At 71.0% G+C, this 24222-nt stretch carries 24 protein-coding genes; 16 read left to right on the top strand and 8 right to left on the bottom strand.

Going from position 1 to position 24222, the window contains the following annotated elements; all coding sequences use genetic code 11:
- The first annotated feature begins 235 nt into the window (after nucleotides 1-235).
- The 5 genes from dbpA (at nucleotide 236) to AC3IRM_RS16500 (ending at nucleotide 7748) form a co-directional block, all read left to right on the top strand.
- Entirely contained in the window at nucleotides 236-1618 is a 1383-nt protein-coding gene (gene dbpA / locus AC3IRM_RS16520) for an ATP-dependent RNA helicase DbpA (protein WP_489204174.1), read from the top strand.
- Nucleotides 1619-2183: 565 nt separating this feature from the next.
- Nucleotides 2184-3272: an SGNH/GDSL hydrolase family protein gene (locus AC3IRM_RS16515; protein ID WP_489204173.1), complete on the top strand. Its 1089-nt coding sequence runs from the start codon at nucleotides 2184-2186 to the stop codon at nucleotides 3270-3272.
- 20 nt (nucleotides 3273-3292) lie between these two features.
- On the top strand, nucleotides 3293-3931 hold the full coding sequence (locus AC3IRM_RS16510; RefSeq protein WP_489204172.1) for a hypothetical protein: 639 nt from the start codon (nucleotides 3293-3295) through the stop codon (nucleotides 3929-3931).
- Between the two features lie 25 nt (nucleotides 3932-3956).
- Nucleotides 3957-6422, top strand: coding sequence for an apolipoprotein N-acyltransferase (gene lnt, locus AC3IRM_RS16505; RefSeq protein ID WP_489204171.1), 2466 nt, complete (start codon nucleotides 3957-3959; stop codon nucleotides 6420-6422).
- A gap of 123 nt (nucleotides 6423-6545) precedes the next feature.
- Nucleotides 6546-7748 (top strand): glycosyltransferase, encoded by a 1203-nt coding sequence (locus tag AC3IRM_RS16500; protein ID WP_489204170.1) that lies wholly within the window; start codon nucleotides 6546-6548, stop codon nucleotides 7746-7748.
- 533 nt (nucleotides 7749-8281) lie between these two features.
- On the opposite strand, the gene AC3IRM_RS16495 is transcribed toward AC3IRM_RS16500, so the two are convergent.
- Nucleotides 8282-9178 (bottom strand): LysR family transcriptional regulator, encoded by an 897-nt coding sequence (locus AC3IRM_RS16495; RefSeq protein WP_489204169.1) that lies wholly within the window; start codon nucleotides 9176-9178, stop codon nucleotides 8282-8284.
- 110 nt (nucleotides 9179-9288) lie between these two features.
- Here AC3IRM_RS16495 and AC3IRM_RS16490 point away from each other — a divergent pair, with 110 nt between their 5' ends.
- Together AC3IRM_RS16490 and AC3IRM_RS16485 are read left to right on the top strand one after the other, a co-directional pair.
- On the top strand, nucleotides 9289-10026 hold the full coding sequence (locus AC3IRM_RS16490; protein ID WP_489204168.1) for an SDR family oxidoreductase: 738 nt from the start codon (nucleotides 9289-9291) through the stop codon (nucleotides 10024-10026).
- Nucleotides 10026-10532 (top strand): nuclear transport factor 2 family protein, encoded by a 507-nt coding sequence (locus tag AC3IRM_RS16485; protein WP_489204167.1) that lies wholly within the window; start codon nucleotides 10026-10028, stop codon nucleotides 10530-10532. The genes AC3IRM_RS16490 and AC3IRM_RS16485 overlap by 1 nt, the downstream gene beginning before the upstream one ends.
- A gap of 147 nt (nucleotides 10533-10679) precedes the next feature.
- On the opposite strand, the gene AC3IRM_RS16480 is transcribed toward AC3IRM_RS16485, so the two are convergent.
- From AC3IRM_RS16480 to bufA2, 5 genes are all read right to left on the bottom strand, one after another.
- On the bottom strand, nucleotides 10680-11072 hold the full coding sequence (locus AC3IRM_RS16480) for a barstar family protein (RefSeq protein ID WP_489204166.1): 393 nt from the start codon (nucleotides 11070-11072) through the stop codon (nucleotides 10680-10682).
- Between the two features lie 101 nt (nucleotides 11073-11173).
- Nucleotides 11174-11749 (bottom strand): sigma factor, encoded by a 576-nt coding sequence (locus AC3IRM_RS16475; RefSeq protein ID WP_489204165.1) that lies wholly within the window; start codon nucleotides 11747-11749, stop codon nucleotides 11174-11176.
- Between the two features lie 112 nt (nucleotides 11750-11861).
- On the bottom strand, nucleotides 11862-12659 hold the full coding sequence (locus tag AC3IRM_RS16470; protein WP_489204164.1) for an HvfC/BufC family peptide modification chaperone: 798 nt from the start codon (nucleotides 12657-12659) through the stop codon (nucleotides 11862-11864).
- Complete coding sequence (gene bufB / locus AC3IRM_RS16465; RefSeq protein WP_489204163.1) at nucleotides 12656-13498, bottom strand: MNIO family bufferin maturase; 843 nt, start codon at nucleotides 13496-13498, stop codon at nucleotides 12656-12658. The genes AC3IRM_RS16470 and bufB overlap by 4 nt, the downstream gene beginning before the upstream one ends.
- Before the next feature lie 65 nt (nucleotides 13499-13563).
- Nucleotides 13564-13851 (bottom strand): BufA2 family periplasmic bufferin-type metallophore, encoded by a 288-nt coding sequence (gene bufA2, locus AC3IRM_RS16460; protein ID WP_489204162.1) that lies wholly within the window; start codon nucleotides 13849-13851, stop codon nucleotides 13564-13566.
- A 209-nt stretch (nucleotides 13852-14060) separates the two neighbouring features.
- Between bufA2 and AC3IRM_RS16455 the strand changes: the two genes are divergently transcribed.
- From AC3IRM_RS16455 to AC3IRM_RS16445, 3 genes are read left to right on the top strand one after another with little or no spacing between them, the layout of a single operon-like run.
- On the top strand, nucleotides 14061-14342 hold the full coding sequence (locus tag AC3IRM_RS16455; RefSeq protein ID WP_489204161.1) for a BufA1 family periplasmic bufferin-type metallophore: 282 nt from the start codon (nucleotides 14061-14063) through the stop codon (nucleotides 14340-14342).
- A 12-nt stretch (nucleotides 14343-14354) separates the two neighbouring features.
- Entirely contained in the window at nucleotides 14355-14852 is a 498-nt protein-coding gene (locus AC3IRM_RS16450) for a DoxX family protein (protein WP_489204160.1), read from the top strand.
- Nucleotides 14852-15490 carry an NrsF family protein gene (locus tag AC3IRM_RS16445; protein ID WP_489204159.1) on the top strand — a complete coding sequence of 213 codons (639 nt, stop codon included), beginning with the start codon at nucleotides 14852-14854 and terminating at the stop codon, nucleotides 15488-15490. The genes AC3IRM_RS16450 and AC3IRM_RS16445 overlap by 1 nt, the downstream gene beginning before the upstream one ends.
- Before the next feature lie 70 nt (nucleotides 15491-15560).
- On the opposite strand, the gene AC3IRM_RS16440 is transcribed toward AC3IRM_RS16445, so the two are convergent.
- Both AC3IRM_RS16440 and AC3IRM_RS16435 read right to left on the bottom strand, forming a co-directional pair.
- Nucleotides 15561-16775, bottom strand: coding sequence for an MFS transporter (locus tag AC3IRM_RS16440; protein WP_489204158.1), 1215 nt, complete (start codon nucleotides 16773-16775; stop codon nucleotides 15561-15563).
- A gap of 155 nt (nucleotides 16776-16930) precedes the next feature.
- Nucleotides 16931-17233, bottom strand: coding sequence for a hypothetical protein (locus AC3IRM_RS16435; protein WP_489204157.1), 303 nt, complete (start codon nucleotides 17231-17233; stop codon nucleotides 16931-16933).
- Between the two features lie 173 nt (nucleotides 17234-17406).
- Here AC3IRM_RS16435 and AC3IRM_RS16430 point away from each other — a divergent pair, with 173 nt between their 5' ends.
- The 6 genes from AC3IRM_RS16430 to AC3IRM_RS16405 all read left to right on the top strand — a co-directional run bounded on the left by AC3IRM_RS16430 (nucleotide 17407) and on the right by AC3IRM_RS16405 (nucleotide 24111).
- A complete protein-coding gene (locus tag AC3IRM_RS16430) occupies nucleotides 17407-17844 on the top strand; it encodes a DUF3597 domain-containing protein (protein WP_489204156.1) in 438 nt (145 codons plus the stop codon).
- Nucleotides 17845-18084: 240 nt separating this feature from the next.
- The gene (locus AC3IRM_RS16425) at nucleotides 18085-18954 is read left to right on the top strand and encodes a type II toxin-antitoxin system RelE/ParE family toxin (RefSeq protein ID WP_489204155.1); all 870 of its coding nucleotides are present in this window, start codon (nucleotides 18085-18087) and stop codon (nucleotides 18952-18954) included.
- A 174-nt stretch (nucleotides 18955-19128) separates the two neighbouring features.
- The gene (locus tag AC3IRM_RS16420) at nucleotides 19129-20217 is read left to right on the top strand and encodes a VWA domain-containing protein (protein ID WP_489204154.1); all 1089 of its coding nucleotides are present in this window, start codon (nucleotides 19129-19131) and stop codon (nucleotides 20215-20217) included.
- A gap of 102 nt (nucleotides 20218-20319) precedes the next feature.
- Nucleotides 20320-22062 carry a Tle-like phospholipase domain-containing protein gene (locus AC3IRM_RS16415; RefSeq protein ID WP_489204153.1) on the top strand — a complete coding sequence of 581 codons (1743 nt, stop codon included), beginning with the start codon at nucleotides 20320-20322 and terminating at the stop codon, nucleotides 22060-22062.
- A gap of 200 nt (nucleotides 22063-22262) precedes the next feature.
- A complete protein-coding gene (locus tag AC3IRM_RS16410; RefSeq protein WP_489204152.1) occupies nucleotides 22263-22907 on the top strand; it encodes an ankyrin repeat domain-containing protein in 645 nt (214 codons plus the stop codon).
- 124 nt (nucleotides 22908-23031) lie between these two features.
- The gene (locus AC3IRM_RS16405; RefSeq protein ID WP_489204151.1) at nucleotides 23032-24111 is read left to right on the top strand and encodes a DUF1615 domain-containing protein; all 1080 of its coding nucleotides are present in this window, start codon (nucleotides 23032-23034) and stop codon (nucleotides 24109-24111) included.
- Nucleotides 24112-24222 lie beyond the last annotated feature (111 nt).

Genomic DNA, 24222 nt, shown 5'->3' with positions numbered 1-24222 from the left:
GCTCTGGGGAAGGTGCCCGAAGGGCGGATGAGGGTGCTTTTCAACACTTCCGGGTAGTGCTCCAACCCTCACCCGACGCGCTTCGCGCGCCGACCTCTCCCGGAGGGAGAGGTGCTCAGTGCCCGCGCGCTGACAGATGATGCGAGGCGGATGCACGAGGGTGAGAAGAGTCGCTACCTGCTCGTTCACAAGCCCATTCCGCCGCTCCCGCCCCCACTCCTGCGATCATGTACGCATGACCACGTCTCTCCCGTTCTCCGCGCTCGCGCTGACACCCGCCCTGTTGCAGGGCGTCGATGCCCTCGGCTACACGTCCATGACCCCGATCCAGGCCGAATCGCTGCCGCCGATCCTCGAAGGCCGCGACGTCATCGCCCAGGCGCCGACCGGTAGCGGCAAGACCGCGGCGTTCGGGCTCGGCCTGCTGCAGAAGATCGACACCGGTCTCATCGAGACCCAGGCGCTGGTGCTGTGCCCGACCCGCGAACTCGCCGATCAGGTCGGCAAGCAGCTGCGCAAGCTTGCGCTCGGCATTCCGAACCTGAAGCTGTCGCTGCTGTGCGGCGGTATTCCGCTCGGCCCGCAGCTGGCGTCGTTGACGCATCCGCCGCATGTCGTCGTCGGCACGCCGGGGCGCATCCAGGAACTGGCGAAGAAGAAGGCCCTGCATCTGCGTCACGTGCGCACGCTGGTGCTCGACGAAGCGGACCGCATGCTCGACATGGGCTTCGAGGAGTCGATCCGCGACATCGTCAAACGCGTGCCGCCGACGCGGCAGGGCCTGCTGTTCTCGGCCACGTTTCCCGACGCAATCCGCGATCTCGGCACGGCGATGCTGCAGGAGCCGGTGCAGATCGGCGTCGAGGGCAACGCGCCCGCGCCGAAGATCGAACAGATCTTCCACGAGGTGGAACCGTCGCGTCGCGCGCCGCAACTGGCCGCGCTGCTGTTGCGGCATCGTCCGGAATCGGCGGTGGTGTTCTGCAATACCCGCGCCGACGTCAACGAAGTCGCCGGCTCGCTCGCGCACTACGGCTTCGACGCGCTCGCGCTGCACGGCGACATGGAGCAGCGCGACCGCGACGAAGTGCTGGTGCGTTTCGCCAACCGCAGCTGCAACGTGCTGGTGGCCAGCGACGTCGCCGCGCGCGGGCTCGATGTCGAGGACATCGGCGCGGTGGTGAACTACGAGCTGCCGCACGACGCCGACACTTACGTGCACCGCATCGGCCGCACCGGTCGCGCGGGGCGTTCGGGCCTGGCGCTGAGCCTGGTCACGCCACGCGAGATGCCGCGCACCGCGCTCGTCGAAGCGCAGTTCGGTGCGCCGCTGCGCTGGGAGAAACTGCTGCCGCTCAGCGGCAAGGGCAGCGACGTGCCGGCGGCGCCGATGGTGACCTTGCGTATCGACGCCGGCCGCACCGACAAGCTGCGCCCCGGCGACATCGTCGGCGCGCTGACCGGCGAAGCCGGGCTGCACAAGGATGCGGTGGGCAAGATCGACGTCTTCGCCACGCGCAGCTATGTCGCCATCGCACGCGGTCAGATCGAGCGCGCACTGAAGCACCTGCAGGGCGGCAAGATCAAGGGCCGGCGTTTCCGCGTCGCGCGGATGTAGAGCCGCCCATCGCCGCGCTCCGGCGGTGACGTCGAGCGTGCACGTGAGGCACATTGCCGCCAACGCCGACCCTACGGTCCACGCACTCGTGGGCCGGGGCGGGATGCAGTGTTGTGGGCCGGGTTGCATCGGCCGCGTGCAGGTCTGCGTGGCGGACGCCGCTGGCCTCGATCCGGGGCCGGCGTTCGTCCGCGCTGGAGCATGACACGACATCTTCGACCACCGGCGGTGCGCCGGAGGGGTGCACGACATCGACTTTCATGGGCACGCACGCCGATGCCTCCGACCGCGGTGTCGGCATGCTGCGCATGTCGGCGTTGACCCGCGCGAATCCGGAGCGAGCCGATGTGCGCATGGCGCCGGACGCCGCGCAGGCGATGCCGCAGCGAGCCGCCTGCTGCAGCGCAGAATGCACGCCGCTGCGCCGTACGCTAGCGTCCGGCACGCGACGACAAGGGGGGAACCCGGCCAGCCGGCCCGGTTCCGGTCGCGACAGTCGATGTTCGATGTGCGTCACCGCCAGCGGGCAGCCGCCCCTGGCGCACACAGTCGAAGGGGAAACAGGATGCAGACCCGGTTCCGCAACGCGGCGTGTCGCGCGCTGCCCGTCGCCGTGCTGATGGCGCTGTGCGCGCCCGCCGCGGCCAATACGCTCAACCAGAACGTCTCGTGGACGATCGACCGTCCGGGCACGACCGCAAAATACCGCATGGTCGCCTACGGCGATTCGATCTACGCCGGCTACAACGGCTCGGTCAGCAATGCCGCGCGGTATTCGGCGCCGACGGTCAACGGCGAATACTTGGCCGCGCGCTGGAACGCCGATATCGAGACCATCCGCCGCACCAAGTCCGGCGCCGTCGCGCGCGACGTCTACGAGAACAAGATCGTCGCCGAGCGTTCGTACATGCAGGCGGCGTCCACGCGCGTGGTGACGTTCGAGATGTGCGGCAACGACGGCCTGCAGGCGCGCTCGGCGTTCAAGTCGCAGGGCGGTACCTGCAACTACGCCGGGCTCGAGGCTGCGGTGAATTCGTGCAAGACCTACGTCGCGCAGTCGATGGACTACATCAACGCCAATGCGCACCCCAATACGCGGCTGAAGATCATCTCCAACGTCTACTACCCTGGCTACGCCGCCGACAACGTGCAGAGCTCGTGCCGCGATGCAGGCACCGGGCAGACGGTCAACCTGCGTGACCGGTTCCTGCCGGCCTTGACCCGGATGAACTACTGGATGTGCGAGTACGCGCGGCAGAAGGGCTTTCAGTGCGCCGACAGCTTCGCGCAGTACATGGGCGCCGACTACGACAGCAACGGCGACGGCCGCATCGATGCTGAGGCGCTGCGCTGGGTGCCCGGTGAGAGCGAGGCCAGCTACCTGCAGCGCATCACCGTGGCGCTGCGCGGCACGCTGCGTGACGCGAACACCAAGTTCGTCAGCGCCCAGAGTTCCTACGACTACATCCAGTCCGACGACGTGCATCCGACCTACACCGGCGGCACCGTCAGTGCCGGCCTCTGGGGCGGCACCACCGGCACCGGCGCGGCGCGCTACGGCAGCTTCACCAACGGCCGCAGCCCGATCTGGAACCAGTTCGGCCACGAGCGCATGGGCTGGGCGCTGTCGGTCTACAACCCGGCCACCCCGTGACCGCATCCCAGGAGACCCCCATGGCCGCATCCCGTACCCCGAACCCGCCCGACGCCGATGGCATCCACGTCGTCGAAGCCGCGCGCGGGCGCGCCTCGACCTGGATGCTGGTGGCGACCGCGGTCGCGGTCGTCGGTGGGCTGGCCCTGTGGCGGTTGAGCACGCCGGACGCAGCGGCGGTCGCAGGCGACGTACCGCCGCCTGCACCTGCTCCCATCGAGGCGGGTGGGCGCGCCAGCTATGCCGCCATGGCGATGGCGTCGGTCGGCAAAGCGCGTCCGCTGCCCGGCGACGATCGCAACGACCTCGCCGCCTATTTCCATCCCGGCGATCCCGAGCCGACCGGCGCCGAACTGATCACCGCGCTCAACGACGCCGGCGTGCATACCGGCATCGCCGCGTTCAACCCGCCGGGCACCAGCCCGCCGTTGGAGGGCCTCGCGGTACCGGAGGATTTCGAACTGCCCGAGGGTTACGTGCGCCACCACCAGGCCACCGACGAGGGCGAGGTCATCGAGCCGATCCTGATGTTCGCGCCGGATTTCGCCCTGCTCGACGCCGACGGCCAGCCGGTCGACATGCCCGACAACCGGGTGGTGACCGCCGATCTCGCGCCGCCCGGACTGCCGTTGCGCCAGGTCCGCATTCCGGGGCAGTGACCCCGGAAAATGGGACCACCCGGCGTTGAACCTCGAAGCGCACCACCGCGCCGGCCTGCGCCATGCCGGCGGCATCCTGCTGTCCGCGGCGCTGTTCGCGGGGTACGCGCGCGTGCCCCAGGCCTGGGCGCTGGGCTTCATCGCGCTGGTGCCGTGGCTGTGGGCCCTGGACGGCGGACGCGGGCTGCGCGGCGCGCTGCTGTCGGGCGCGGCGATGGCGGTCGCGTTCGTCGCCGGCGTGCTGGGCTGGTTCGGCCCGGCGATCGCCGCCTACATCGACGTCGGTGCCGTGCCGGCCACGGCCGCGCTGCTCGCACTGGCGCCGCTGCTGCAGCCGCAGCTGATCGCCTACGCCATCGCGCGCCGTCTGGTCGCACGCCGGCACGGGTTCACGCTGCGCGCGCTGGCGTCCGCCGCGGCCTGGGTCGCCTGCGAGGCGGCACTGCCGAAGCTGTTCGGCGACACGCTCGGCCACGGCCTGCACGGCGCGACGCTGCTGCGACAGGGTGCCGATCTCGGTGGCGCCGCGGGCCTCACCGTGATCCTGCTGCTGGTCAACGACGCGATCGTCTGCGCGCTGTCGCGCAGGCAGGGCGGGGTGCGCGCCTGGTCACCGCCGCTGCTCGCCGGCGCGGCGCTGATCGCGGCCCTCGCCGGCTATGGTGCGTTGCGGCTGGCCACGCTGCAGGCGGTGCCCGCACCGGAAGGGCAACCGCTGCGCGTTGCGATGGTGCAGGCGAGCATCACCGACTACGAACGGCTGCGCCGCGAGATCGGTGCCTACGGAGTGGTGCGCCATGTGCTCGACACGCACTACGCGCTGTCGTGGTCGGCGCTGCGCGACCACCAGGCCGATGTGCTGCTGTGGTCGGAGACCGTCTATCCCACCACGTTCGGCCAGCCGCGCAGCGAGGACGGCGCGCTGCTCGATGCCGAGATCCAGGCCTTCGTCGAGACCGCCGGCGTGCCGCTGGTGTTCGGCGCCTACGATCGCGACGGCGCCGGGGAGTACAACGCGGCGATGTTCGTCGAGCCCGGCCGCGGCCTGATCGGTGCCTACCGCAAGACCCATCCCTTTCCCTTCACCGAACACGTGCCGCGCTGGCTCGACGGGCCGCGCCTGCGCGCCTGGCTGCCGTGGACGGGGAGCTGGCAGCCCGGTCACGGCGCGCGCGTGATGCCGCTGCGCAGCCGCGACGGACGCGAGGTCGATGTGGTGCCGTTGATCTGTCTCGACGACGTGCATCCGCAGCTGGCGATCGACGGCGCCCGGCTCGGCGCGCAGGCGATTCTCGGCATGTCCAACGATTCCTGGTTCACCGGACATCCGCTCGGCGCGCGGCTGCACCTCACCGTCGCCGCGTTCCGCAGCATCGAGACGCGCTTGCCGCAGGTGCGGGTGACCACCAACGGCCTGTCGGCGGTCATCGACGACACCGGCACCGTGCAGGCGCAGACGGCGATGGGCGACCAGGCCGTGCTGACCGCATTCGTGCACGCCCAGACACCGCCGCCGACGCTGATGGTGCGCTGGGGCGACTGGGTCGGCCGCGTGGCCCTCGGGCTGTGGCTGGCCTGGGCCGGCGTGGTCGCGGTGCGTGCGGTGTCGCGGCGTCTGCATGTCCGGCGCGAAGCGCCGGCCGTACCGACGGTGTACCTGCTGCCGCCGTGGCGTCGCGGTCTGGTCGTCGCGCTGCGTCTGGTCGCAGGTGCCGGTCTCGCCTGGCTCGCCTTCGACATGCTGCGGCGGACTGGCCTGCAGGTCGTCGCACTGACGCAGTTGCGGGTGTTCGCCATCGCGGTCGTCGTGCCGCTGCTGCTCGCCGGTGCGCTGCTGCAGCGCAGCCGTGCCCAGGCGACGATCGATGGCGCGCAGTTGCGGCTGGACCAGGGGCGCCGGCGCATCGACGTACCGCTGGAGGCGATCTCGGCGTTGCGTGCCTGGCGATGGCCCTGGCCGCTGGCCGGGTTCCGGCTCGAGCTGGCCTCGGGTCGCCGCTGGCCCGACGCGCTGGCCACATCGCGCCCGCGCGTGTTTCTCGATGCGCTGCGCGCCGCCGGCGTCGTGGCGCCCGAGGTCACCGGCCGCGACGCCGCGCTCGTGGTGTTCGCCGACGCGCGCGGTGCGGCGCGGCGTCCGGCGCTCGACCATCCACTGCTCAAGTTCGGCCTGTTTCCGCTGTTGCCGGCCCTGGTCGCGTTCCGCCTCCACCAGATCATCGCGTTCGGCGGGTCCTTCGGCGAATGGCAGACCTACGGCGCCGGGGCCTGGTTCGCGGCGCTGGCGATCTGGTGGGCGGCGTGGTCGCTGGGCCTGATGCTGTTCGCGGCAGCAATGCGGATGGCGATCGAACCGGCGTGCCTGATCGCCGCATGGCGCTGGCCGTCGCACGCCGCGGGGCTGCGTGACCGTCTTGAGCAGGGCGCCCGCTGGCTCTGTTACGCCGGCGTGCCGCTGTGGCTGGCCTGGCGGTTGCTGGCCACCGGCTGACATCCCCGGGCGGACGCATTCGCGACGTGTCGCGCACCGCCCGATGACCGGATCGATGTCTGCCGTTCCCGCGTGCAGTCGCTGAAGACGTCGCCGTCCCCGGCGTTACGCGAGACTGCGTGCATGCGCCTGCTGATCATCACCTACGGCACCGAGGGCGATGCGCGACCGCTCGCCGCGCTCGGCTGCGCCCTGATGCGCGCCGGGCACTCGGTGCATCTGCTCGGCGATGCCGACACGCTGGACAGTGCCCGCGCACTCGGCGTGCCGGCGACCGCACTGGCCGGCGACATCCGCGGCACGCTGTCGCGCATGCGTGCGATGCGGCAGATCGAGCGCGCGCTGATCCGCATCGTCGAGGCGCGCACGCCCGAATGGATGCAGCAGGCGATGGCGCTCGGCGCGGATTGTGATGCGGTGATCGTGTCCGGCCTCACCGCCTTCGTCGGCCTGTCGGTGGCCGAGGCGCTGGGCACGCCGGCGATCGGCGCGATGATGATTCCCATCAGCCCGACCGCCGCGTTCACCTCGCCGCTGTCGCCGCTGCGCCTGCCGCGTGTGCTCAACCGCAGCTCGCATGCGTTCGTGAACCACATGGTCTGGCGCACGTTCCGCGCGACGACGAATCGCGGCCGCGCAATGATCGGCCTGGCGCCGCGCACCGCGCCGTGGACGACGCATCCGGTGCTCTACGGCGTGTCGCCGGCGCTGCTGCCCGACGTCGCCGACTGGCCGGAGGACGCCATCGCCTGCGGTCAGTGGGTGGCACCTTCGGAGGACTGGACGCCACCGGCCGCACTCGTCGAGTGGATCGGATCGGGTCCGCCGCCGATCTATGCCGGCTTCGGCAGCATGAGCGGCTTCGATGCACCGCGCGTGCGCGACGCAGTGCTGCAAGCGGTCGGCGATCGACGCGTGCTGTTCAATCCGGGCTGGAGCGGCATCGACACCAACAGCTTGCCGAAGACCATCCGCGTCATCGGCAGCGTGCCGCACGACTGGCTGCTGCCGCGCTGCGCGCTGGCGATCCACCACGGCGGCTCGGGCACCACGCACTCCGCGTGCCGCGCCGGCATCCCGTCGGTGATCCTGCCATTCGCCGGCGACCAGCCGTTCTGGGCAGGCCGTCTGCGCGCGCTGGGCATCGCCGATCGCGTGCTGTCGGGACGACGTCCGTCGGCGTCCGGCCTGCGCGCGGCGATCGCGTTCGCCGAACGTCCGGAGACGCGCGCACGTGCGGCTGCGCTGGGCGCGGTGATGCAACGGGAAGACGGGTGTGCGACGGCAGTGGCGTGGATCGAGCGGTATATCGATGGACAGAACTGACGAAAGCCGAACGCCGCACGACGGCTGAACACGTGCGCCGCCCCTCTGGTCGACCCGAGGTCCGTGCATCGGGTGCGGTGAACTGAATAAAGCGGCCCACTGCACACAGACCGCAGCAGACGAGCGACAACGCATCGGGTGTCTCGGGCGCCGACTCTTCGAACGGCGCCAACGACGCGCACGGCGTTGCGGTCGAAGCCGCCGCCGAGCACGGCCTGGAGTCACCGCCAACGCATCGAACTAGGCCGTGTCCGCAGCGAAGACCGGCAAGGCAGCTGCCGCGGCGGGTGACATCTGAACCGCCGAAGTCTCGACACACCGTGCGGAAGCGGCGGCTGCCGAAGCAGTCGAATCGGCCGCGGCACTGGCCGAAATCGCGGCGAACAACCCGACGCCTTCGACCGAAGCAATAAGGCGCCGGGCTGTCGGTTTCGCGCTGAAGCCCTGTGCCCTCACTCGACGCGCGTTGCGCGTCGATCTCTCCCGGAAAGAGAAGAGAGATGCGGGGATCGCACGGTTTAGACGACGTCGCGTCAACCCGCCTCGCGAAACCCGCGCACGTGCTCGATCAGTGCGCGCAGTTTCGGCGGCAGGTTGCGGCGGTCGGGGTAGTAGAGGAAGAAACCGGGGAACGGCGGCAGGAAGGCGTCGAGCACCGTCACCAGTTCGCCGCGGGCGATCCACGGCGCGAATGTCTCCTCGATGCCGATCGTCAGGCCGCCGCCGGCTAGTGCGGTGCGCACCATCAGCAGCATGTCGTTGGTCGTGACCTGCGGCTGCACGGCGACGTCGAAATCCTGCCCGTCCTGCACGAACTCCCAGCGATAGGGCGCCACACCCGGCGCGGGCCGCCAGCCGATGCAGCGGTGCGCGACCAGCTCGCGCGGATGCATCGGCGTGCCATGCGCTTCCAGATAGCCGGGCGTCGCCACGACGACCTGGCGCACCGGCCCGGTCAGCGGCACTGCGATCATGTCCTGCTCGATCACCTCGCCCAGCCGCACGCCGGCATCGAAACCTTCGGCGACGATGTCCGATTCGGCGTCGGTCACGGTCACGTCGAGCGTGACCTGCGGATAGGCCTGCGCGAAGCGCGCGACCAGCGGACCGGCGAGGAAGCGTTCGGCGATCGAGGTCACCGCGACGCGCAGCAGGCCGCGCGGCGGCCCGTCGTCGAGCGCGTCCTCGAGCGCGGCACTAATCTGCGCCAGTGGCTGCGCGAGTTGTTGATGCAGCCGGTGCCCGGCCTCGGTCAGCCGTACGCTGCGGGTCGAGCGCGTCACCAGCGCAACGCCCAGCCGGTCTTCCAGCTTGCGCATGCCCTGGCTGACGGCCGAGCGGGTGACGCCGAGGCGATCGGCGGCGGCGCGGAAGTTGTCGCCTTCGGCGACCGCGACGAACACCCGCAACAGGTTGAAGTCGATGTCCATTGGTTAGTCAGTCTAACCACAGCATCCAGCACAGAGGGGATTCTCGCGACACCGGGCGGCTTCTACCGTGTCTGCACCGGGCCAAGCCGCCCATCGCAGGAGTTTTCCCCATGCAGCAGGACCTCGCCAACCGCATCGTGTTGATCACCGGCGCCAGCAGCGGCATCGGCGCCGCGACCGCGCGCGAACTCGCCGCCCGCGGCGCCACCGTCGTGCTCGGCGCGCGCCGTGTCGATCGCCTCGATGCACTGGTCGCGGAGATCACCGGCACCGGCTGCCGCGCCGAAGCGCGCGCGCTGGATGTCGTCTCGGCAGACGACATGCAGGCCTTCGCCGACCACGCGCTGGCCGCGCACGGCCGTATCGACGCCATCGTCAACAACGCCGGCGTCATGCCGCTCTCGCCGTTGTCGGCGCGCAAGCGCGACGAGTGGGACCGGATGATCGACGTCAACATCCGCGGCGTGCTGCACGGCATCGCCGCGGTGCTGCCGGCGATGGAGGCGCAGGGCTTCGGCCACGTCATCAACGTCGCCTCGATCGGCGCGCACCAGGTGTTCCCCACGTCGGCCGTCTATTGCGCCACCAAGTACGCGGTATGGGCGATCTCGGAAGGCCTGCGGCAGGAGACCACCACGCTGCGCGTGACCGTGGTCAGCCCCGGCACCACGACCTCCGAACTCGCCGACACCATTACCCACGCCGGCGCCGCCGAAGGCATGCGTGATTTCCGCCGCATCACGATCGCACCCGAGGCCATCGCACGCGCCATTGCATTCGCGATGACCCAGCCCGCCGATGTCGATGTCAGCGAGCTGATCGTGCGTCCCGTTGCGAGCCCCTACTGATGGCCGCCCGCAGCTTGCCGCAGTGCTGCAGGCTCGCCGGCCTCGCGATTGCGATGGGACTCGCGGTGCCGGTGGTGTCGGCGCATGCCGGTGATGCGCCGACGCAGGCCACGCCACACGACAACGCCGCGCAGATCCGCGCCGCGTTCCAAGCCTGGCGCCTCGGCCAGGGCAGCGTGTTCGACCTGCTCGCCGACGATGTCGTGTGGACCGTCGCCGGCGACAGTCCGGTGTCGGGCACGTACCGCTCGAAGCAGGCGTTCCTCGACGAGGCCGTCGCGCCGATCACCGCGCAACTCGCGACGCCGATCGTCCCGCGGGTGGAGCGCATGATCGCCGACGGCGCCCACGTCGTCGTGCTGTGGCAGGGCACCGCCACCGCGCGCAACGGCGACGCATACCGCAACCACTACGCCTGGCATCTCGAACTCGCTGACGGCCGCATCGTGCGCGCGACCGCCTTCCTCGACACCTGGGTGCTCGCGCAACTGCTCGATGGCGCCTGAAACCGCGCACGGGCTCTGTCCGTGGGCTGATCGATGACCGCAACACGGGCGAAGTGGCAGCTGCCACCTGCAATGCCATCGACCGCATGGTCGCGATGCGGATTCTGACCCCTGACGTTGCCGGGCGCGCGCCGCGGAAGTAAGACGTCAGCGCACGTCGAGCGTGATGTTCGGATGCGCGGCGATGATCTCCAGCACGAGATCGAAGAACGTCGGCCCGCTGCCTGCCTCGAGCGCGTCGATGTCGCGCCGCATGCGCGCCTTGTCGTAGCGGCCCGGCGTGTCGAGCTTGTCCTGCAGCCACGCGCGGGTGGCGTCGACGCCGAGCGCGCGGCGGTTCCGCTCGAAGTCCGTCCAGAGCAGGGTCACCGGCGCGTCGCCATCGAGCGCGCCGTAGCTGCCGTAGAGCATGTCGTCGAGCGCATCCAGACTGTGGCCGAGTGGCCAGTCGACGCCGGTCATGAACACCCGGTTGACCTCGTCATAGAACGACGCGAGATCGCGGATGCGGTGTCCGTCGAGGGTCAGGGTCCGGGACATGGAGGCTCGGGCGGTGGCGGTGCGGGATGCCTGCATCATCGACGTGCACACGTGAGGACTGTGGCCGCCGTCGACCGTGCAGGTGCCGGCATCGCAGCCGCTCAGGCCTCGAGCGCGCGCCCGATGGTCGCGTCTCGGCCGTCCTCCACTGCGCGCGCCAGCGCCGCCACGCCGCGGTGGATGTTGACCTTGACCAGTGATTCGGACTGGCCGGTCAGGCGGCTCGCTTCGACGACGCTGTAGCCCTGCAGCTTGACCAGCCGGATGGCGATCGCTTGCGCCGGCTTGAGCGTCGCCAGCAGCGCATCGAGCAGCAGCGCGCTGTCGATCCCGTCGCGCGGATCGGTGGAGACGAGATCGGGATCGAGCGGTTCGTCCTGGCGGCGCAGGCCGCGCAGGCGGTCGATCCACTTGTAGCGCGCGATCGCCGCGACCCAGGGCCGCACGGGTTCGCCGGCCCGGTAGGTGTGGCGCTTCTCGTGCACGGCGATCAGTGCGTCCTGGGCCGCGTCGTCGACCATCGAGGCCGGCAGGCGATGGCGGTAATAGCTGCGCAGCCACGGGCCGAGCTTAGACAGCAGGCGTGCGTAGGCGCGCGCGTCGCCGGCCTGTGCGGCCACGAGCAGCGTCTCCCAGCTGTCGGCGTCGGCCCCGCCGTCCGCCCGCGTCGTCACCATGCCCGGCCTCCCGCCTGCGCACGCGGAGAGTGTGGCGCATCGATGCGCCACGGACGCGCCGACCGCCGGCCCGGGCGGTCGCAGGCCGGCGACCGGCGTCGCGCGGGTGCCGTCACCCGGCATCGTGGTCGCCGCGCGAGAGCGGCAGCAGTGCGGCGAGCAGGCCTGCGTGCAGCCAGCCCGACAGCATCCCGCCCGCGATGTGGACGGCCTCGTCCTCGCCGTGCGCCGACACGAGTCCGGCGCACAGCGCGCCGTAGGACACGCCGGCCGCGATCTCGCGCAGCGCATCGCCTTCGCCCGGTGTCGCGCGGCGGCAGACCGGCGCGCCGTCCTCGCGCCAGACGACGACCTGCCCCGGCTGCGCGAGCACGTCGGCATCGGGCGGCGCCCCTTCGCCTTCGAGCGCACGCCAGGTGGCGAGGCAGTCGGTGCGGATGTCGACGACCGCGAGCGCGGACACCAGCTGCAGGCGCAGGCCAGCCCAGTCGTCGCCGTCGAAACCGGCCGCCGCGCGCTGGAATGCCGCGGCATCCAGCGGGTGCGCGTCGCCCGCGGAGAAGACGCCGTGCATCGCCCAGTCCAGCGCAGCGATGTCGGCGACATCCGGTTCGTGCGCGAACAGCATGGCCAACAGGTCCGCGAAGCCGTCGCCGACCGCGTCCAGGGTCCAGCTGCCGGGTGGATGCTGGATCAGATAATGCGCGGCCGCGGCGGTGAACGGCCCGTCGCCGACGCAGCGTCGCGTGCGCGCGAACGTGCTGCGCATGGCCTCGAGCTGCGCGCTGCGCGTGTTGTTGCGGTAGACCGCCAGCCCGCGCGCCATGTCCGGGCCCCAGTCCGGCGGCAGCGCCGTGGCCTCGTCGTGCAGGCAGCCCATGAAGGTCGACTGCAGCGCGGCCAGGTTCATGCGGCGGCCTGCTGCGGCGTGGCGACCAGTGCCAGGGCGCGGACGCGGTCGAGTTCGTGTTCCAGGTCCTCGAGCGGCGGGATGTCGCCGTCGCGCTCCAGCATCGTCGCCACCGCACCGGGACATCGGGCGATCACGGAGCGATAGAGGGCCCAGACCGCGTCGCAGACCGCGCGGTCGTGGGTGTCGATGTGCAATTCGCCGGGGGTGTGGCCGGCCAGGTGGATCTGCCGCACCTGCGCCAGCGGCAGGCCGTCGATGTACGCGGCGGGGTCCCAGCCGTGGTTGCAGGCGCTGACGTAGACGTTGTTGACGTCCAGCAGCAGCCCGCAGCCGGTGCGACGCGCCATCTCGGCGATGAACGTCCACTCGGTCATCGTGTCGTCGGGGAACCGGCAATAGCTCGACGGATTCTCGAACAGCATCGTGCGCCCCAGACGGGTCTGGGCGCGGTCGATGTTCGCGCAGACCAGGTCCAGCGTGCGGCGGGTGTAGGGCAGCGGCAGCAGGTCGTGGCTGTTGTGCGCCTGGGTCCGGGTCCAGCACAGGTGGTCGGACAGCCACATCGGTTCGATCCGGTCGGCCAGCCGGCGCAGCCGCGTGAGGTAGGCATCGTCGAGGCCGTGGGCGGACCCGACCGACAGCGAGACGCCGTGCAGCGCGACGGGCCAGTGCTGGCGGACGCGTTCCAGCGTCGCCAGCGCACGGCCGCCGTCGACCATGAAGTTCTCCGAGATCACCTCGACGAAATCCACGCGCGCATCGCCGGCGAGGAAGCGCGGGTAATGTTCGCGGCGCATGCCCAGGCCGAAGGTGTGGGCAGGTGGGATGGGCGGCATGGGCGTACTCCGGATGAAGGCGTACCCGCGTGCCGCTACGGGCACGCGGGGCGCCGGTGGGCAGGTCAGCGCAGGTCGCCGATCGTGCCGTTCTTGGCCAGGCACTCGCCTGCCTTCAGGGCCACGAAGCCGTGGCCGGCGCAGGCGTTCATGCCCTTGCAGCTGTGCTCGGTCGTGGCGCAGTCGGAATTGCCCTTGCAGGCATGGACGCCGTAGCAGTGGATCGCGTCGTCACTGTTGATGGCGCGGCCGGAACTGCCTGCCGGTGCAGGCGCGGCGAAGGCGGCGGCGGACAGGGCCAGCGCGGCGGCGGAGGCGGCGAGGGTGGCGATCGAGCGTTGGGTGATGTGCATGGCAAGCCTCATGGGTCGAAGGAAGTGGACGGAACCGCGGGGCGTCGACCCGCAGGCCGATCGCTAGACAGGAGTTCGCAGCAGCGCGTGCCCCGGTTACAGCGCGACGAATTTTTCTCGGCTGTAACCGGGGCGACGTTTCGTCCGAACTCCGATAGGCCACCGCACATCCGCGGGGCCACCCACCTACGACACTCAGGAGTCATCCCATGGACACCCGTACCCTCGCCCGCATGTCCGGTCTCGCCCTCGCCGCCGGTCTGTTCGCTCAGGCCGTGCCTGCCATCGCCCAGGACGCCGGCGCACGCGAAAAGTGCTACGGCATCGCCAAGGCCGGCCAGAACGACTGCGCCGCCGGCCCCGGCACCAGCTGCGCCGGGTCGTCCACGCGCGACTACCAGGGCAATGCCTGGAAGCTCGTGCCCAAGGGCACCTGCACCACGACCCGCACGCCTGCCGGCACCGGTTCGCTGACGCCCATCGACCGCTGACGGCGCGCCGCCATGACCCGCCCCCTTCCCACCGGCGGCCTCGGCCGCCACCTCTCGGGCTCCGTCGGCGAGGGGCTGGCGCTGCTCGTCGCCCGTCTCGCACTGGCCAGCGTGTTCTGGCGCGCCGGGCGCAGCAAGGTCGTCGACGGCACGTGGCTGCAGATCAGCGACGGCACCCGGTATCTGTTCGAGCACGAGTACGCCGGTGTGCCGCTGCTGCCCCCCGAACTGGCAGCGCAGCTGGCGACCTGGGCCGAGTTCGGCCTGCCGCTGCTGCTGCTGCTCGGTCTGGGCTCGCGCCTTGCGGCGACCGGTCTGCTCGGGATGACCGCCGTGATCCAGGTGTTCGTCTATCCTGACGCCTGGCCCGTCCACCTCGTCTGGGCCGGTCTGGCCCTGGTGCTGATCTCGCGCGGCAGCGGCCTGTTTTCGTTCGACGCCGCGCTGGCACGCATCACGCGCGGCCGCGGCGGCACTGCTGAGGCCGTAACCCGTCCGAGGATGACGTGATGGACCGAGACGACGCCCTGATCGCCCGCCTGTCGGCGGACCTGCGCCCGGTCCGCCCCCAGCGTCCGCGCGCCGGCTGGGGCCTGCTGGCGCTGGCGATGCTGGGCACCGCGGCGCTGGTGCACCTGGGCTTCGGCCTGAAGCCCGGCCTCGCCCTGGCACCGGGCGGCGGCTGGTTCCTGCTGGCCGAGCTGGTCCTGGCGACCATGGGACTGGCCTGTGCGCTGGCGGTCGTGGCGATGGCCTCGCCGTCGCGCACCGCGCGCCCGGCGGCGTTCTGGCTGGTGGCGGCGGCCTCGCTGATGCCGGTCGCGGGCCTGGTCGTGCTGGCTGTCCCGGGCTTCGGCAACGCGGCCGTCCACGGCGAACAGGGCCACTGGGCGTGCGCGGTCTGGGGCTCGGTGAGCAGTCTGCTCACCGCAGCGGTGCTGGTGGCCTGGCTGCGGCGTGGTGCCCCGGCGTCGCCCGCCCGCGCCGGGCTCTATACCGGGCTGGCGTCCGGCGCGCTCGGCAGCGCCATCTACGGACTGTCGTGCCCGATCACCGGCTTCGAGCACTGGGCGATCTGGCATTTCCTGCCAGTCCTCGGCTGCGGCCTCGTCGGGCGTCTGGCGTTGCCGCGCATGCTGCGCTGGTAGCACCCGCGATGCATCGGCCCGGCGACCGGGTCGGTGCGCGACGTGCATGGGGCGCCGCGGGCACGCGCCCCTACGGTGACCGCGGTGCGGCAGTCGGCATCGGCCGGCGTTGCAGTGCCCACATCGCCGCGATCGCCAGCACCGGGCCGGGCAGCAGCACCAGGAACACCCAGCGCCAGCTGCCCAGCGCGCCGGCCAGCAGCGGCACGATCCAGATCGTCGCCACCGTCAGCAGGAACCCCAGGCCCATCTGCAGGGTCAGCGCCGTGCCCACGGTGTGCGGATCGCCGTGCTCGGTGACCAGCGCCGAGAACTGCGCCGAATCGGCGATCACGCTGGCGCCCCAGACCAGGCCCAGCGTCAGCAGCAGCCACAGCGGCGCCAGGTGCGCCCAGCCCGCGGCCACGCAGCACGTGCCCGAGATCAGCAACGCCACCATCGCCGTGCGCGCGCGGCCGAAGCGGTCGGCCAGGCCGCCGGCCAGCACGCAGCCCACCAGCCCGGCCGCGATCGCCGCGAACGCCAGCCACGCCGCGCGCGTCGCATCGCCGGCGACGGCCGCCGCGGTCATCGCGAATGTCGCGAACCAGGCCCACATCGCGTACAGCTCCCACATGTGGCCGAAGTAGCCCAGCGACGCCAGCACCACGCCGCGGTTGCGCACGATCGCGGCGACATCGCGCAGCCGGAACGGCGCGCGCGGGAACGGGTACGGCCCTTCGCGCACGCCCAGCGCGATCACCAGCGCGCCGACCACCGTCGCTGCCGAGGTCCACACGATCACGCCCTGCCAGCGCGCCCCGCCCAGCGCGTTGACCAGGTGCGGCAGTGCCGAGCCCACCGAGATCGCACCGATCAGAACGCCCAGCGCCAGCCCGCGGCCCTGCACGAACCACGTCGCCACGAGCTTCATCGCCGGCGGATACACCAGTGCCAGGCAGGCGCCGGTGGCCATGCGCGCCAGCAGGAGTTGCGCAGGCGATTGCGCGGCGAGCACGAGTGCATTGGCCACGGCCGCGCCCAGAGCCGCGACCACGATCAGCCGCCGCGCCGGCAGCCGGTCGGCCAGGCCCAGCGCCGCCGACCCCAACGCGCCTGCCACGAACCCCAGCTGCACCGCGATCGTCAGCCACGCACCGAAGGAATCACCGAAACCCCAGGCCGCGCGCAGCGGACCGAGCACCGCGCTGGCCGAAAACCACGGCGACATCGCCAGCACCAGCGACAGCGCCATCAGCAGCAGGGTGCGGGTGCGGCCGTTCGGCGCGGCGCTCGCGGCAGTCATGCGGGGGGCGCCTCGGCGCGTCGTCGGTGAACCCATGCGTCATGGTGCCCGGTCGGCGCGCCACCGTGCATCGCGTGCGGCGCGGCGTCGCGTGACGGTGCCGCCGATGACACCGTGCGGTTGCCGTTTCCCTGGCTGTTCGTGGCCGCGCAGGTCTAGCGGGAGGCGAGCTGCGTCGATGCGCACGGATGGTGCGGGATGCAGTCCGCCTGCAACGAAGTCGATGGAACACTCCGCTGCGGCAGCTCGATGTCGATCGGATGCGACGCCTTCGGCGCGAGCCACGCGAGGAGGATGCCGGCGGCGAACATCAGGACCAGGACGCCCACAAGGACGCCCAGCAGAATCCGGATACCCCTGGACGACGCCGCCATGCGCTTCGGGTCGCCGCATTGCGGGCATGCGATCGCCCGGTCGCTGATCTCGCGTCCGCATTCCCTGCATTGCACCAGCGCCATTCGCATGTCCTCTCGATCAATTGGATTGTGGCTGCGCGCCCGGAACGCAGACGCCAGCGCCGACCACCAGCCTAGCGCCTGATGTGAAATGGGATCGCAACCGCACGTTTCTTTCATGCGGCCTTTGCGAACGCCGCCACACACTCGCCGCTCCCTTCACCGGAGTGACCCGCATGGGCCTGTTCTCGAAAATCGCCGACCGCATCTTCGGCCGCAAAGACGCACCCGCCCCGACCTCCGCACCCGCGGCACCGGCCAAGCCTGCTGCGGTGATCTTCACCGGCAGCGAGCACGACCCCAAGGTCTCGCCGCCCGCGCGCAATCCGGCGCCCGTCGCGTCCGCGCCGGCGCAACCGGTCGATGTGGAAGCGGTGCTGACGGGTCTCGCCGCCGAGAAGGGCGGCCCCAGCGACTGGCGCCATTCGATCGTCGATCTGCTGAAGCTGCTCGATCTCGATTCCAACCTCGAGGCCCGCAAGGAACTCGCCGCCGAGCTCGACGTCAACGCCGGCGCCCACGGCAGTGCCGAGCAGAACATCGCCCTGCATCGCGCGGTGATGCGCAAGCTGGCCGAGAACGGCGGCAAGGTGCCGGACGATCTGAAGGACTGAGCCGGTCGGATCGCAGGCGTGTCCCCGGGCCGGCGCCTTGAAAGCGCCGGCCCTTCGCGTTGGGGCCCCTGCGGTGAGCACCTGCACCGCAGTGCGGCCCGGCGACGCACCTGCATGCCGGCTTGACCACCGCGCGCCGGCCGCCGCGTCCTGGCACCCGCGCGCGTTACGATGCCCGTCCCCACGCCGCACCTCCCGATTCCGCATGAAGGCCCGCACCTCCGACGCACTGCAGGCGGCATGAGCCAGGCGTTCCGCCGGCCGGAGGGCCGCGCCCCGTCACGCAATGAACGCTTGCAGCCGTGGTGCGCCGCGCTGGTCAGCGCGGTACTGCACGTGCTGTTCGCGTATCTGCTGCTCACCTCCCAGCCGATCGTCTTCAAGCCGCCGCAGGGGTCTTCGGCCGGCAGCCCGATGGCGGTCGAGTACATCGGCATCACCCCGCCGCAGCCGGTGACCGCGCCAATTCCGAGTCCGCCGCCGCAGACGCCGCCCACCCAGGCCGCGCCCGTGACGTCGCGTGTGGTGACCACACGCGTCGAGGAAGCCGCCGAACCGGTGCCGCCCGACGAGGTCGCGCCGGTCGAAGCCCTCACCGAAGTCCGTCCGCCGCGTCCCGCGCCCCCGGCGCCAGCGACACCGCCGCAACCCGTGCAGTCGCAGGCCGCCGCCAGCCCGCCCGATGCCCAGCGTCGCGCGCGCACCTGGGGCCAGCCGCCCGGCATGCTGCCCGAGGCCACCGCGCCGGTGAACGCCGGCACCGACCGCACCGCCCGCATCGGCCAGGGCCGCGGCCGCGATTCCAGTTCCGACCGGCCCAGCCTCGAAGTCGGCGGCTACCAGGTGGTCTACGACACCACCAGCGAAACCCGCCTGCGCGAATGGCGCGACGAAGGCGTCACCGAACTCTTCATCCCGCTCCCGGGCACCCGCGACTACATGGTGTGCCCGCTCGAAACCGCGATCCGCCGCGAGTCCAGCGATTGCCGGATGCTGGCCCCGGAGGATCCGGAGATGGCCAACATCCGCGATGCGCGCGAAGTCATCGGCTTCCACCGCGTGTACCGCCGCGGCGAAGTGGTCTGGCGCGGGCCGGGGCCGTACCGCTGAGCGACCCGCGGCCGTCTTGATCGCGCATCGACGCCACGGCCGCACACTGCGCGTCCACACCGGAGACGCCGCATGCCGCGCAACGCCCACCCTCTGTTGGCCGTCCTGATCGCCGCGTGTCTGTCCGTGGGCTGCAACCGATCCGGGGACGTCGACACCGGCGCCGCTCCGTCCATGCCGGACGCGCCCAACGCGGCGGCGACCGACGATCCCGCGCTGCGCAGCTACTACGACAGTCTCGTCGCCATGCATGGCCAGGACATCGCCTCCTGCCCGCGGGCCGAGTCACCCGATGCACAGGCCTGCGCCGACAGCGAAGTCGCGGGTGCGCCGGCGCCGCCGCGTCGCGTGCTGCTGGTCCTCGACGCGTCCGGTTCGATGGCCGGACGCCAGGGCGGGCAGACCAAGCTCGCGATCGCGCAGGACGCCCTGCTCGACTTCGCCACGCGGCTCGATAGCGAGGCCCAGGTCGCGCTGCGCGTCTACGGCCATCGCGGCGGCAATCGCGCCCAAGACAAGGCCGAGTCCTGCCGCGCCAGCGAACGCGTGCTGCCGTTCGCGCCGCGTGATCCGATCGCGTTCGAGACGGGCGTGCGTGCATTCCAGCCCAGCGGGTTCACCCCGATCGCCGCCTCGCTGGAAGCCGCCGCGCGCGACTTCGCCGACGGCGGCGCCAATACCGATGGCAACGTGGTCTATCTCGTGTCCGACGGCATCGAGACCTGCGACGGCGATCCCGCTGCGGCCGCACGCGCACTGCAGGCCAGCGACATCGGCGTGGTCGTCAACGTGATCGGCTTCGACGTCGATGCCGACGCCGAACAGCAGCTGCGCGATGTCGCCGAAGCCGGTGGCGGCGACTATCTCGCTGCGAAGAACCGCGCCGATCTCAGTGACGTGTTCAACCGCCGCCTCGCCGCGATCAATGCGCGCTTCGGTTGCCGTGTCGGCACTGCGGCAGAGGCCTTCAACCGCACGGTCGCCACGCATGCCGAGCGTTTCAACTGTCTGGTCGCCAAGGCGACCGATGAATTCAACGCCATCGTCGCCGCCACGACTGCGGACGCGAACGCCGGCCGCGCCACACCGGCACAGCGCAGCTACGCGAACGCTCAGGCCAGCGCCAAGCGCAAGGGCATCGTCGAGCCCGCGCAGCAGGCACGCGACACCGCCGTTTCGCGCGCGCGCATCGCACACAAGGCGAACCTGGAGGCGGCGGTCGAGGATCGCGAAGCCGACGCCCGCGACGCGCCGACGCGCTGAGCCGCGACGCGGCCGGCGCCCGTCAGCTAGGGTCGCCCCGGGTGTTGTGCCTTCGGCCTGCCGGGTACCGTCCACGCTGACATCCCTGTGAATGGATTCAGCATGGTCATCCCCGTCAGCGATACCGGCCGCGTCTACAGCGTCGCGCAGCAGACCGCACCGCCGCCGCCACCGCCGGTGGCGCAGGACTATCGCGCCGGCGACCATCAGCTGAGCAACCAGGTGCGCGGCACCACGCCCGGCGCCGATGACCAGCTGTTCGCGATGATGGCCAATGGCGCCTACGCGCCCGACAGCCCCGAATACCAGCAGGCGCTGCAGGATGCGGGCTGGACCGCGCTCGCGCCGCACGCCGATGGACTCAGCCTGACCGACCAGCACGGCAACCGCATTCCGATCGATCCGGCCTTGCTCAGCGACGACCGTTCCGGCTTCCACGCCGAGATCTACCAGCACGAGGACGGCGGCTACGTGGTCGCCTATCGCGGCTCGGAGCTCGGCGGCAATCCGAGCCAGTACATGGACTGGGTCAACAACGGCCAGCAGGGCCTGGGCATGGATGCGTCCCAGTACAGCAGCGCCATCGAACTCGCCAAGCGCGCCGAACACGTGCTCGGCGACGGCAATGTCGCACTGACCGGGCATTCGCTCGGCGGCGGTCTGGCGTCTGCCGCGTCACTGGCCACCGGCGCATCCGCCGTCACGTTCAACAGCTCGGGCCTCAGCAACGAAACGCTCGAGCGTCTCGGCTTCAGCCCCAATGCGATCCGCGAGAGCGCTGCCGAAGACGGGCAGGTGCGCCGCTATGCGGTCAATGGCGATCCGCTGACCGGCGCGCAGGAAGACGTGCCGCTGCTGCCGATCGTCGGCTCGCCGCCCGATGCCGTGGGCTATGCGTTGCGCATCGATCCGCCGCCGGGCACCAGCTTCGGTGGCCTGCACGGCGGCGGCGGTCCCGACGCGGTGTATGTCGAGGCCTTCGATCACGCCAGCCCCACCGATCCCGCACGCGGCCCCAGCAACGGCGACGTGCTGGGCGGTCTGGTCAACACCGGCATCGATACCGCCGGCGGCACTGTGGCCACCGGCATGGAGGCACTGGGCGACCGGATGCGCAGCGGTCCCGGCGCGACGCCGCAGAGCTGGGTGGTCGGCAGCCTGCTCAACGGCGCCAGCCCGCTGGTCGAGCAGGGCAGCGATCTGATCGGCGACGTGGTCGGCGCCACCACCGGCTTCGCCAGCGATGCGGGCATCGCCGGTCTCGAAGCCTATGGCGATCTGCAGTTCAACACCCTGGCCTCGGGCATCCGTGAAGTCGTCGATCTCGGCGGCGATGTCGCCGGCACGGTCTCCGAACTGAAAGAGGGCGCCGGCGATTTCATGACCGATCTGTCCCAGGGCCGCGGCGTGGCGGCGGGCTACGGTCTGCTGGGTGATCTCGCCGATGCCGGCGTCGGCACCCTGGGCGACATTGCCGACGGCGCCGTCAGCCTGATCGGCGATGGCGCGCAGAACACGGCCAACGCCACCGGCGGCTTCGTGCGCGATCTGGGCCGCATCACCGGCCTCGACACGCCGGCCAATGCCGTCGCGGGTGTCGTCGAAGGCACCGGCAGCGTGATCAGCAACGTCGCCGACGGCGTCGGCACAGCGCTCGACGTGGGCACCGACAAGCTTGGCGACGGCCTCGAAGCGCTTGCCGATATCGCGGGCGATGTGGGCCAGGGCGTGAGCGACTTCGCGGGTGACGTCGCCCAGAGCGCGGCCGACGGTGCGCGTGACCTCGGTCGCGGCATCGCCAACGGGGCGGGTCGTGCGTTCGATGCACTGAACCCCTTCAACTGATGCCGCGTGCCTGACGCAATGCGCCGATCGCATGTGGCGTACCGCATCACCATCTGGCGTACGCACCCGGACACCGCAACGCGCTTAACGCGCGCTGCGGCATGCTGCGCGTCATGACCCGTCGCCCATTTCCGCTTCCGCACCTGGCACTGGCCGCGCTTATGCTGGCCGCTTCCGGTTGCACGCAAGGACACGACTCCATGACCACGGACGCGCGCACATTCGAAAATCCCGCGCAGGCGCAGTTCGTGACCGCGCTGCGCGCCGGCGATGCCGCGCTCGCCCGCGAGCTGTTGGCCTCCGGCGCCAATCCCGATGCCACCGATGCCGACGGCACGCCCGCGCTGAACTGGCTGATCCGCCAGGGCGATCGCGATGCGGTGCGCCTGCTGCTCGATCTCGGCGCCGATCCCGCGCGCGGTGATGCCAAGGGCCGCACCGCGCTGCACGAAGCCGCAATGTCGAAGAATGCAGACTGGATCGACCTGCTACTCGAACACGGCGTGCCGGTCGACGTGCCCAACACCCGCAACGGCCAGACCGCGTTGTTCGAGGCCCTGCGCGCACGCGAGCCCGACAACATCGACCGCCTGCTCGCGGCCGGCGCGCAGGTGGACGTGCGCGATCGCGCCGGCACCACGCCGCTGCACCAGGCCGCGCTCGTCAACGACATTCCGTCGGTGAAACGCTTCATGGAAGCCGGCGCCGATCCGCTTGCGACCGACGACACCGGCGCCACAGTCGCCAGTTATCTCTACGACGGCGATCCGTCCGTGCTGGCTGCGCCCGTGCGGCGCGATTTCGAGTGGATCCGCGAGCGCCTGGGCGCAACGCCGAAACACTGAGGCGCCGACGCACACCGGACCTCGGTCCGATCCCGTCATTCGCAGCCCTCTAGCCGCCGTCGGTTCCGCGCCCTTCGCAGCGCGTCTGGCACGATGCCGCTCCGTTCGCCGACCTGCGTCTGCCATGACCCGATTGCTCACGTGCCTGCTGTTGCTGGTGCTCACCGGCTGCGCCTCGCAGGCGCCGCTGCAGATGCAGCGCAGCCCGGATGACGTGCGCGCGGAAATCCTGCGCAAGCTGCCGGCCGGCCTCGACGACCGCGCCGGCTGGGCGAACGACGTCTATGTCGCACTGACCGCGCAGGACATCGCGCCCACCAGCGAACACCTGTGCGCGGTGCTGGCCGTGACCGAGCAGGAGAGCACCTACACCGCCGACCCCGCGGTGGCCGGCCTGCCGAAGATCGCCCGCGCCGAGATCGATCGCCGCGCCGGTGCGCTGCACGTGCCGGGCTTCCTGCTCAACGCGGCGCTGCGGCTGGAGTCCCCCGACGGACGCACCTACGCGCAGCGCCTGGAACGCGTGCGCACCGAGCGCGAACTGAGCGAACTGTACGAAGACTTCATCGGCATCGTCCCGCTCGGCGGGCGTCTGTTCGCCGGCCTCAACCCGGTGCGCACCGGTGGGCCGATGCAGGTCCGCATCGACTTCGCGGAATCGCACGCCCGCGGCTATCCGTATCCGGTCGAGCGTGGTATCCGCCAGGAAGTGTTCACCCGCCGCGGCGGCCTGTATTTCGGCACCACCCATCTGCTTGGTTACGGGGCGAATTACGACACGCCGCTGTACCGCTTCGCCGATTTCAACGCCGGCTGGTACGCCAGTCGCAACGCCGCCTTCCAGAACGCGGTGACCGAAGCCTCGGGCATCGAACTCGCGCTCGATGGCGATCTGCTGCTGCCGGGCGCGAATCTCGACAACGCCGGCGCCACCGAACGCGCCGTGCGCGCACTCGGCGGCCGCATCGGCATGGACGACGCGCAGATCCGCCGCGCGTTGCAGCAGGGCGCTGAACTCGATTTCGAAGACAGCGCGCTTTACACCCGTGTGTTCGAACTCGCCGATGCAGCCGCGGGCACGCCGCTGCCGCGCGCCGTGCTGCCCGGCATCGTGCTGGAGAGCCCGAAGATCACCCGCACACTGACCACCGCGTGGTTCGCCAACCGTGTGCAGGAACGCTGGGAACGCTGCATGCGGCGGTGAGTCCGACGGGCGCATTCGTGCCGTTGACGGCCGCGATCTTCGCAGCGGTCTGCGCTGGCAAGATCCCCGCGAGCACCTGTGCCCCCACCCGACACGCTGCGCACGTCGACC

The organism is Luteimonas sp. KH_071 (assembly GCF_057838005.1).
This window is presented reverse-complemented; position numbering and strand designations above follow the sequence as displayed.

Excerpts from the sequence above, each read along its gene's own strand:
- dbpA (WP_489204174.1), top strand. The coding sequence starts at position 236 with ATGACCACGTCTCTCCCGTTCTCCGCGCTCGCGCTGACACCCGCCCTG.
- AC3IRM_RS16515 (WP_489204173.1), top strand. The coding sequence starts at position 2,184 with ATGCAGACCCGGTTCCGCAACGCGGCGTGTCGCGCGCTGCCCGTCGCC.
- AC3IRM_RS16510 (WP_489204172.1), top strand. The coding sequence starts at position 3,293 with ATGGCCGCATCCCGTACCCCGAACCCGCCCGACGCCGATGGCATCCAC.
- AC3IRM_RS16500 (WP_489204170.1), top strand. The coding sequence starts at position 6,546 with ATGCGCCTGCTGATCATCACCTACGGCACCGAGGGCGATGCGCGACCG.
- AC3IRM_RS16495 (WP_489204169.1), bottom strand. The coding sequence starts at position 9,178 with ATGGACATCGACTTCAACCTGTTGCGGGTGTTCGTCGCGGTCGCCGAA.
- AC3IRM_RS16490 (WP_489204168.1), top strand. The coding sequence starts at position 9,289 with ATGCAGCAGGACCTCGCCAACCGCATCGTGTTGATCACCGGCGCCAGC.
- AC3IRM_RS16485 (WP_489204167.1), top strand. The coding sequence starts at position 10,026 with ATGGCCGCCCGCAGCTTGCCGCAGTGCTGCAGGCTCGCCGGCCTCGCG.
- AC3IRM_RS16480 (WP_489204166.1), bottom strand. The coding sequence starts at position 11,072 with ATGTCCCGGACCCTGACCCTCGACGGACACCGCATCCGCGATCTCGCG.
- AC3IRM_RS16475 (WP_489204165.1), bottom strand. The coding sequence starts at position 11,749 with ATGGTGACGACGCGGGCGGACGGCGGGGCCGACGCCGACAGCTGGGAG.
- AC3IRM_RS16470 (WP_489204164.1), bottom strand. The coding sequence starts at position 12,659 with ATGAACCTGGCCGCGCTGCAGTCGACCTTCATGGGCTGCCTGCACGAC.
- bufB (WP_489204163.1), bottom strand. The coding sequence starts at position 13,498 with ATGCCGCCCATCCCACCTGCCCACACCTTCGGCCTGGGCATGCGCCGC.
- bufA2 (WP_489204162.1), bottom strand. The coding sequence starts at position 13,851 with ATGCACATCACCCAACGCTCGATCGCCACCCTCGCCGCCTCCGCCGCC.
- AC3IRM_RS16455 (WP_489204161.1), top strand. The coding sequence starts at position 14,061 with ATGGACACCCGTACCCTCGCCCGCATGTCCGGTCTCGCCCTCGCCGCC.
- AC3IRM_RS16450 (WP_489204160.1), top strand. The coding sequence starts at position 14,355 with ATGACCCGCCCCCTTCCCACCGGCGGCCTCGGCCGCCACCTCTCGGGC.
- AC3IRM_RS16445 (WP_489204159.1), top strand. The coding sequence starts at position 14,852 with ATGGACCGAGACGACGCCCTGATCGCCCGCCTGTCGGCGGACCTGCGC.
- AC3IRM_RS16440 (WP_489204158.1), bottom strand. The coding sequence starts at position 16,775 with ATGACTGCCGCGAGCGCCGCGCCGAACGGCCGCACCCGCACCCTGCTG.
- AC3IRM_RS16435 (WP_489204157.1), bottom strand. The coding sequence starts at position 17,233 with ATGGCGCTGGTGCAATGCAGGGAATGCGGACGCGAGATCAGCGACCGG.
- AC3IRM_RS16430 (WP_489204156.1), top strand. The coding sequence starts at position 17,407 with ATGGGCCTGTTCTCGAAAATCGCCGACCGCATCTTCGGCCGCAAAGAC.
- AC3IRM_RS16425 (WP_489204155.1), top strand. The coding sequence starts at position 18,085 with ATGAGCCAGGCGTTCCGCCGGCCGGAGGGCCGCGCCCCGTCACGCAAT.
- AC3IRM_RS16420 (WP_489204154.1), top strand. The coding sequence starts at position 19,129 with ATGCCGGACGCGCCCAACGCGGCGGCGACCGACGATCCCGCGCTGCGC.
- AC3IRM_RS16415 (WP_489204153.1), top strand. The coding sequence starts at position 20,320 with ATGGTCATCCCCGTCAGCGATACCGGCCGCGTCTACAGCGTCGCGCAG.
- AC3IRM_RS16410 (WP_489204152.1), top strand. The coding sequence starts at position 22,263 with ATGACCACGGACGCGCGCACATTCGAAAATCCCGCGCAGGCGCAGTTC.
- AC3IRM_RS16405 (WP_489204151.1), top strand. The coding sequence starts at position 23,032 with ATGACCCGATTGCTCACGTGCCTGCTGTTGCTGGTGCTCACCGGCTGC.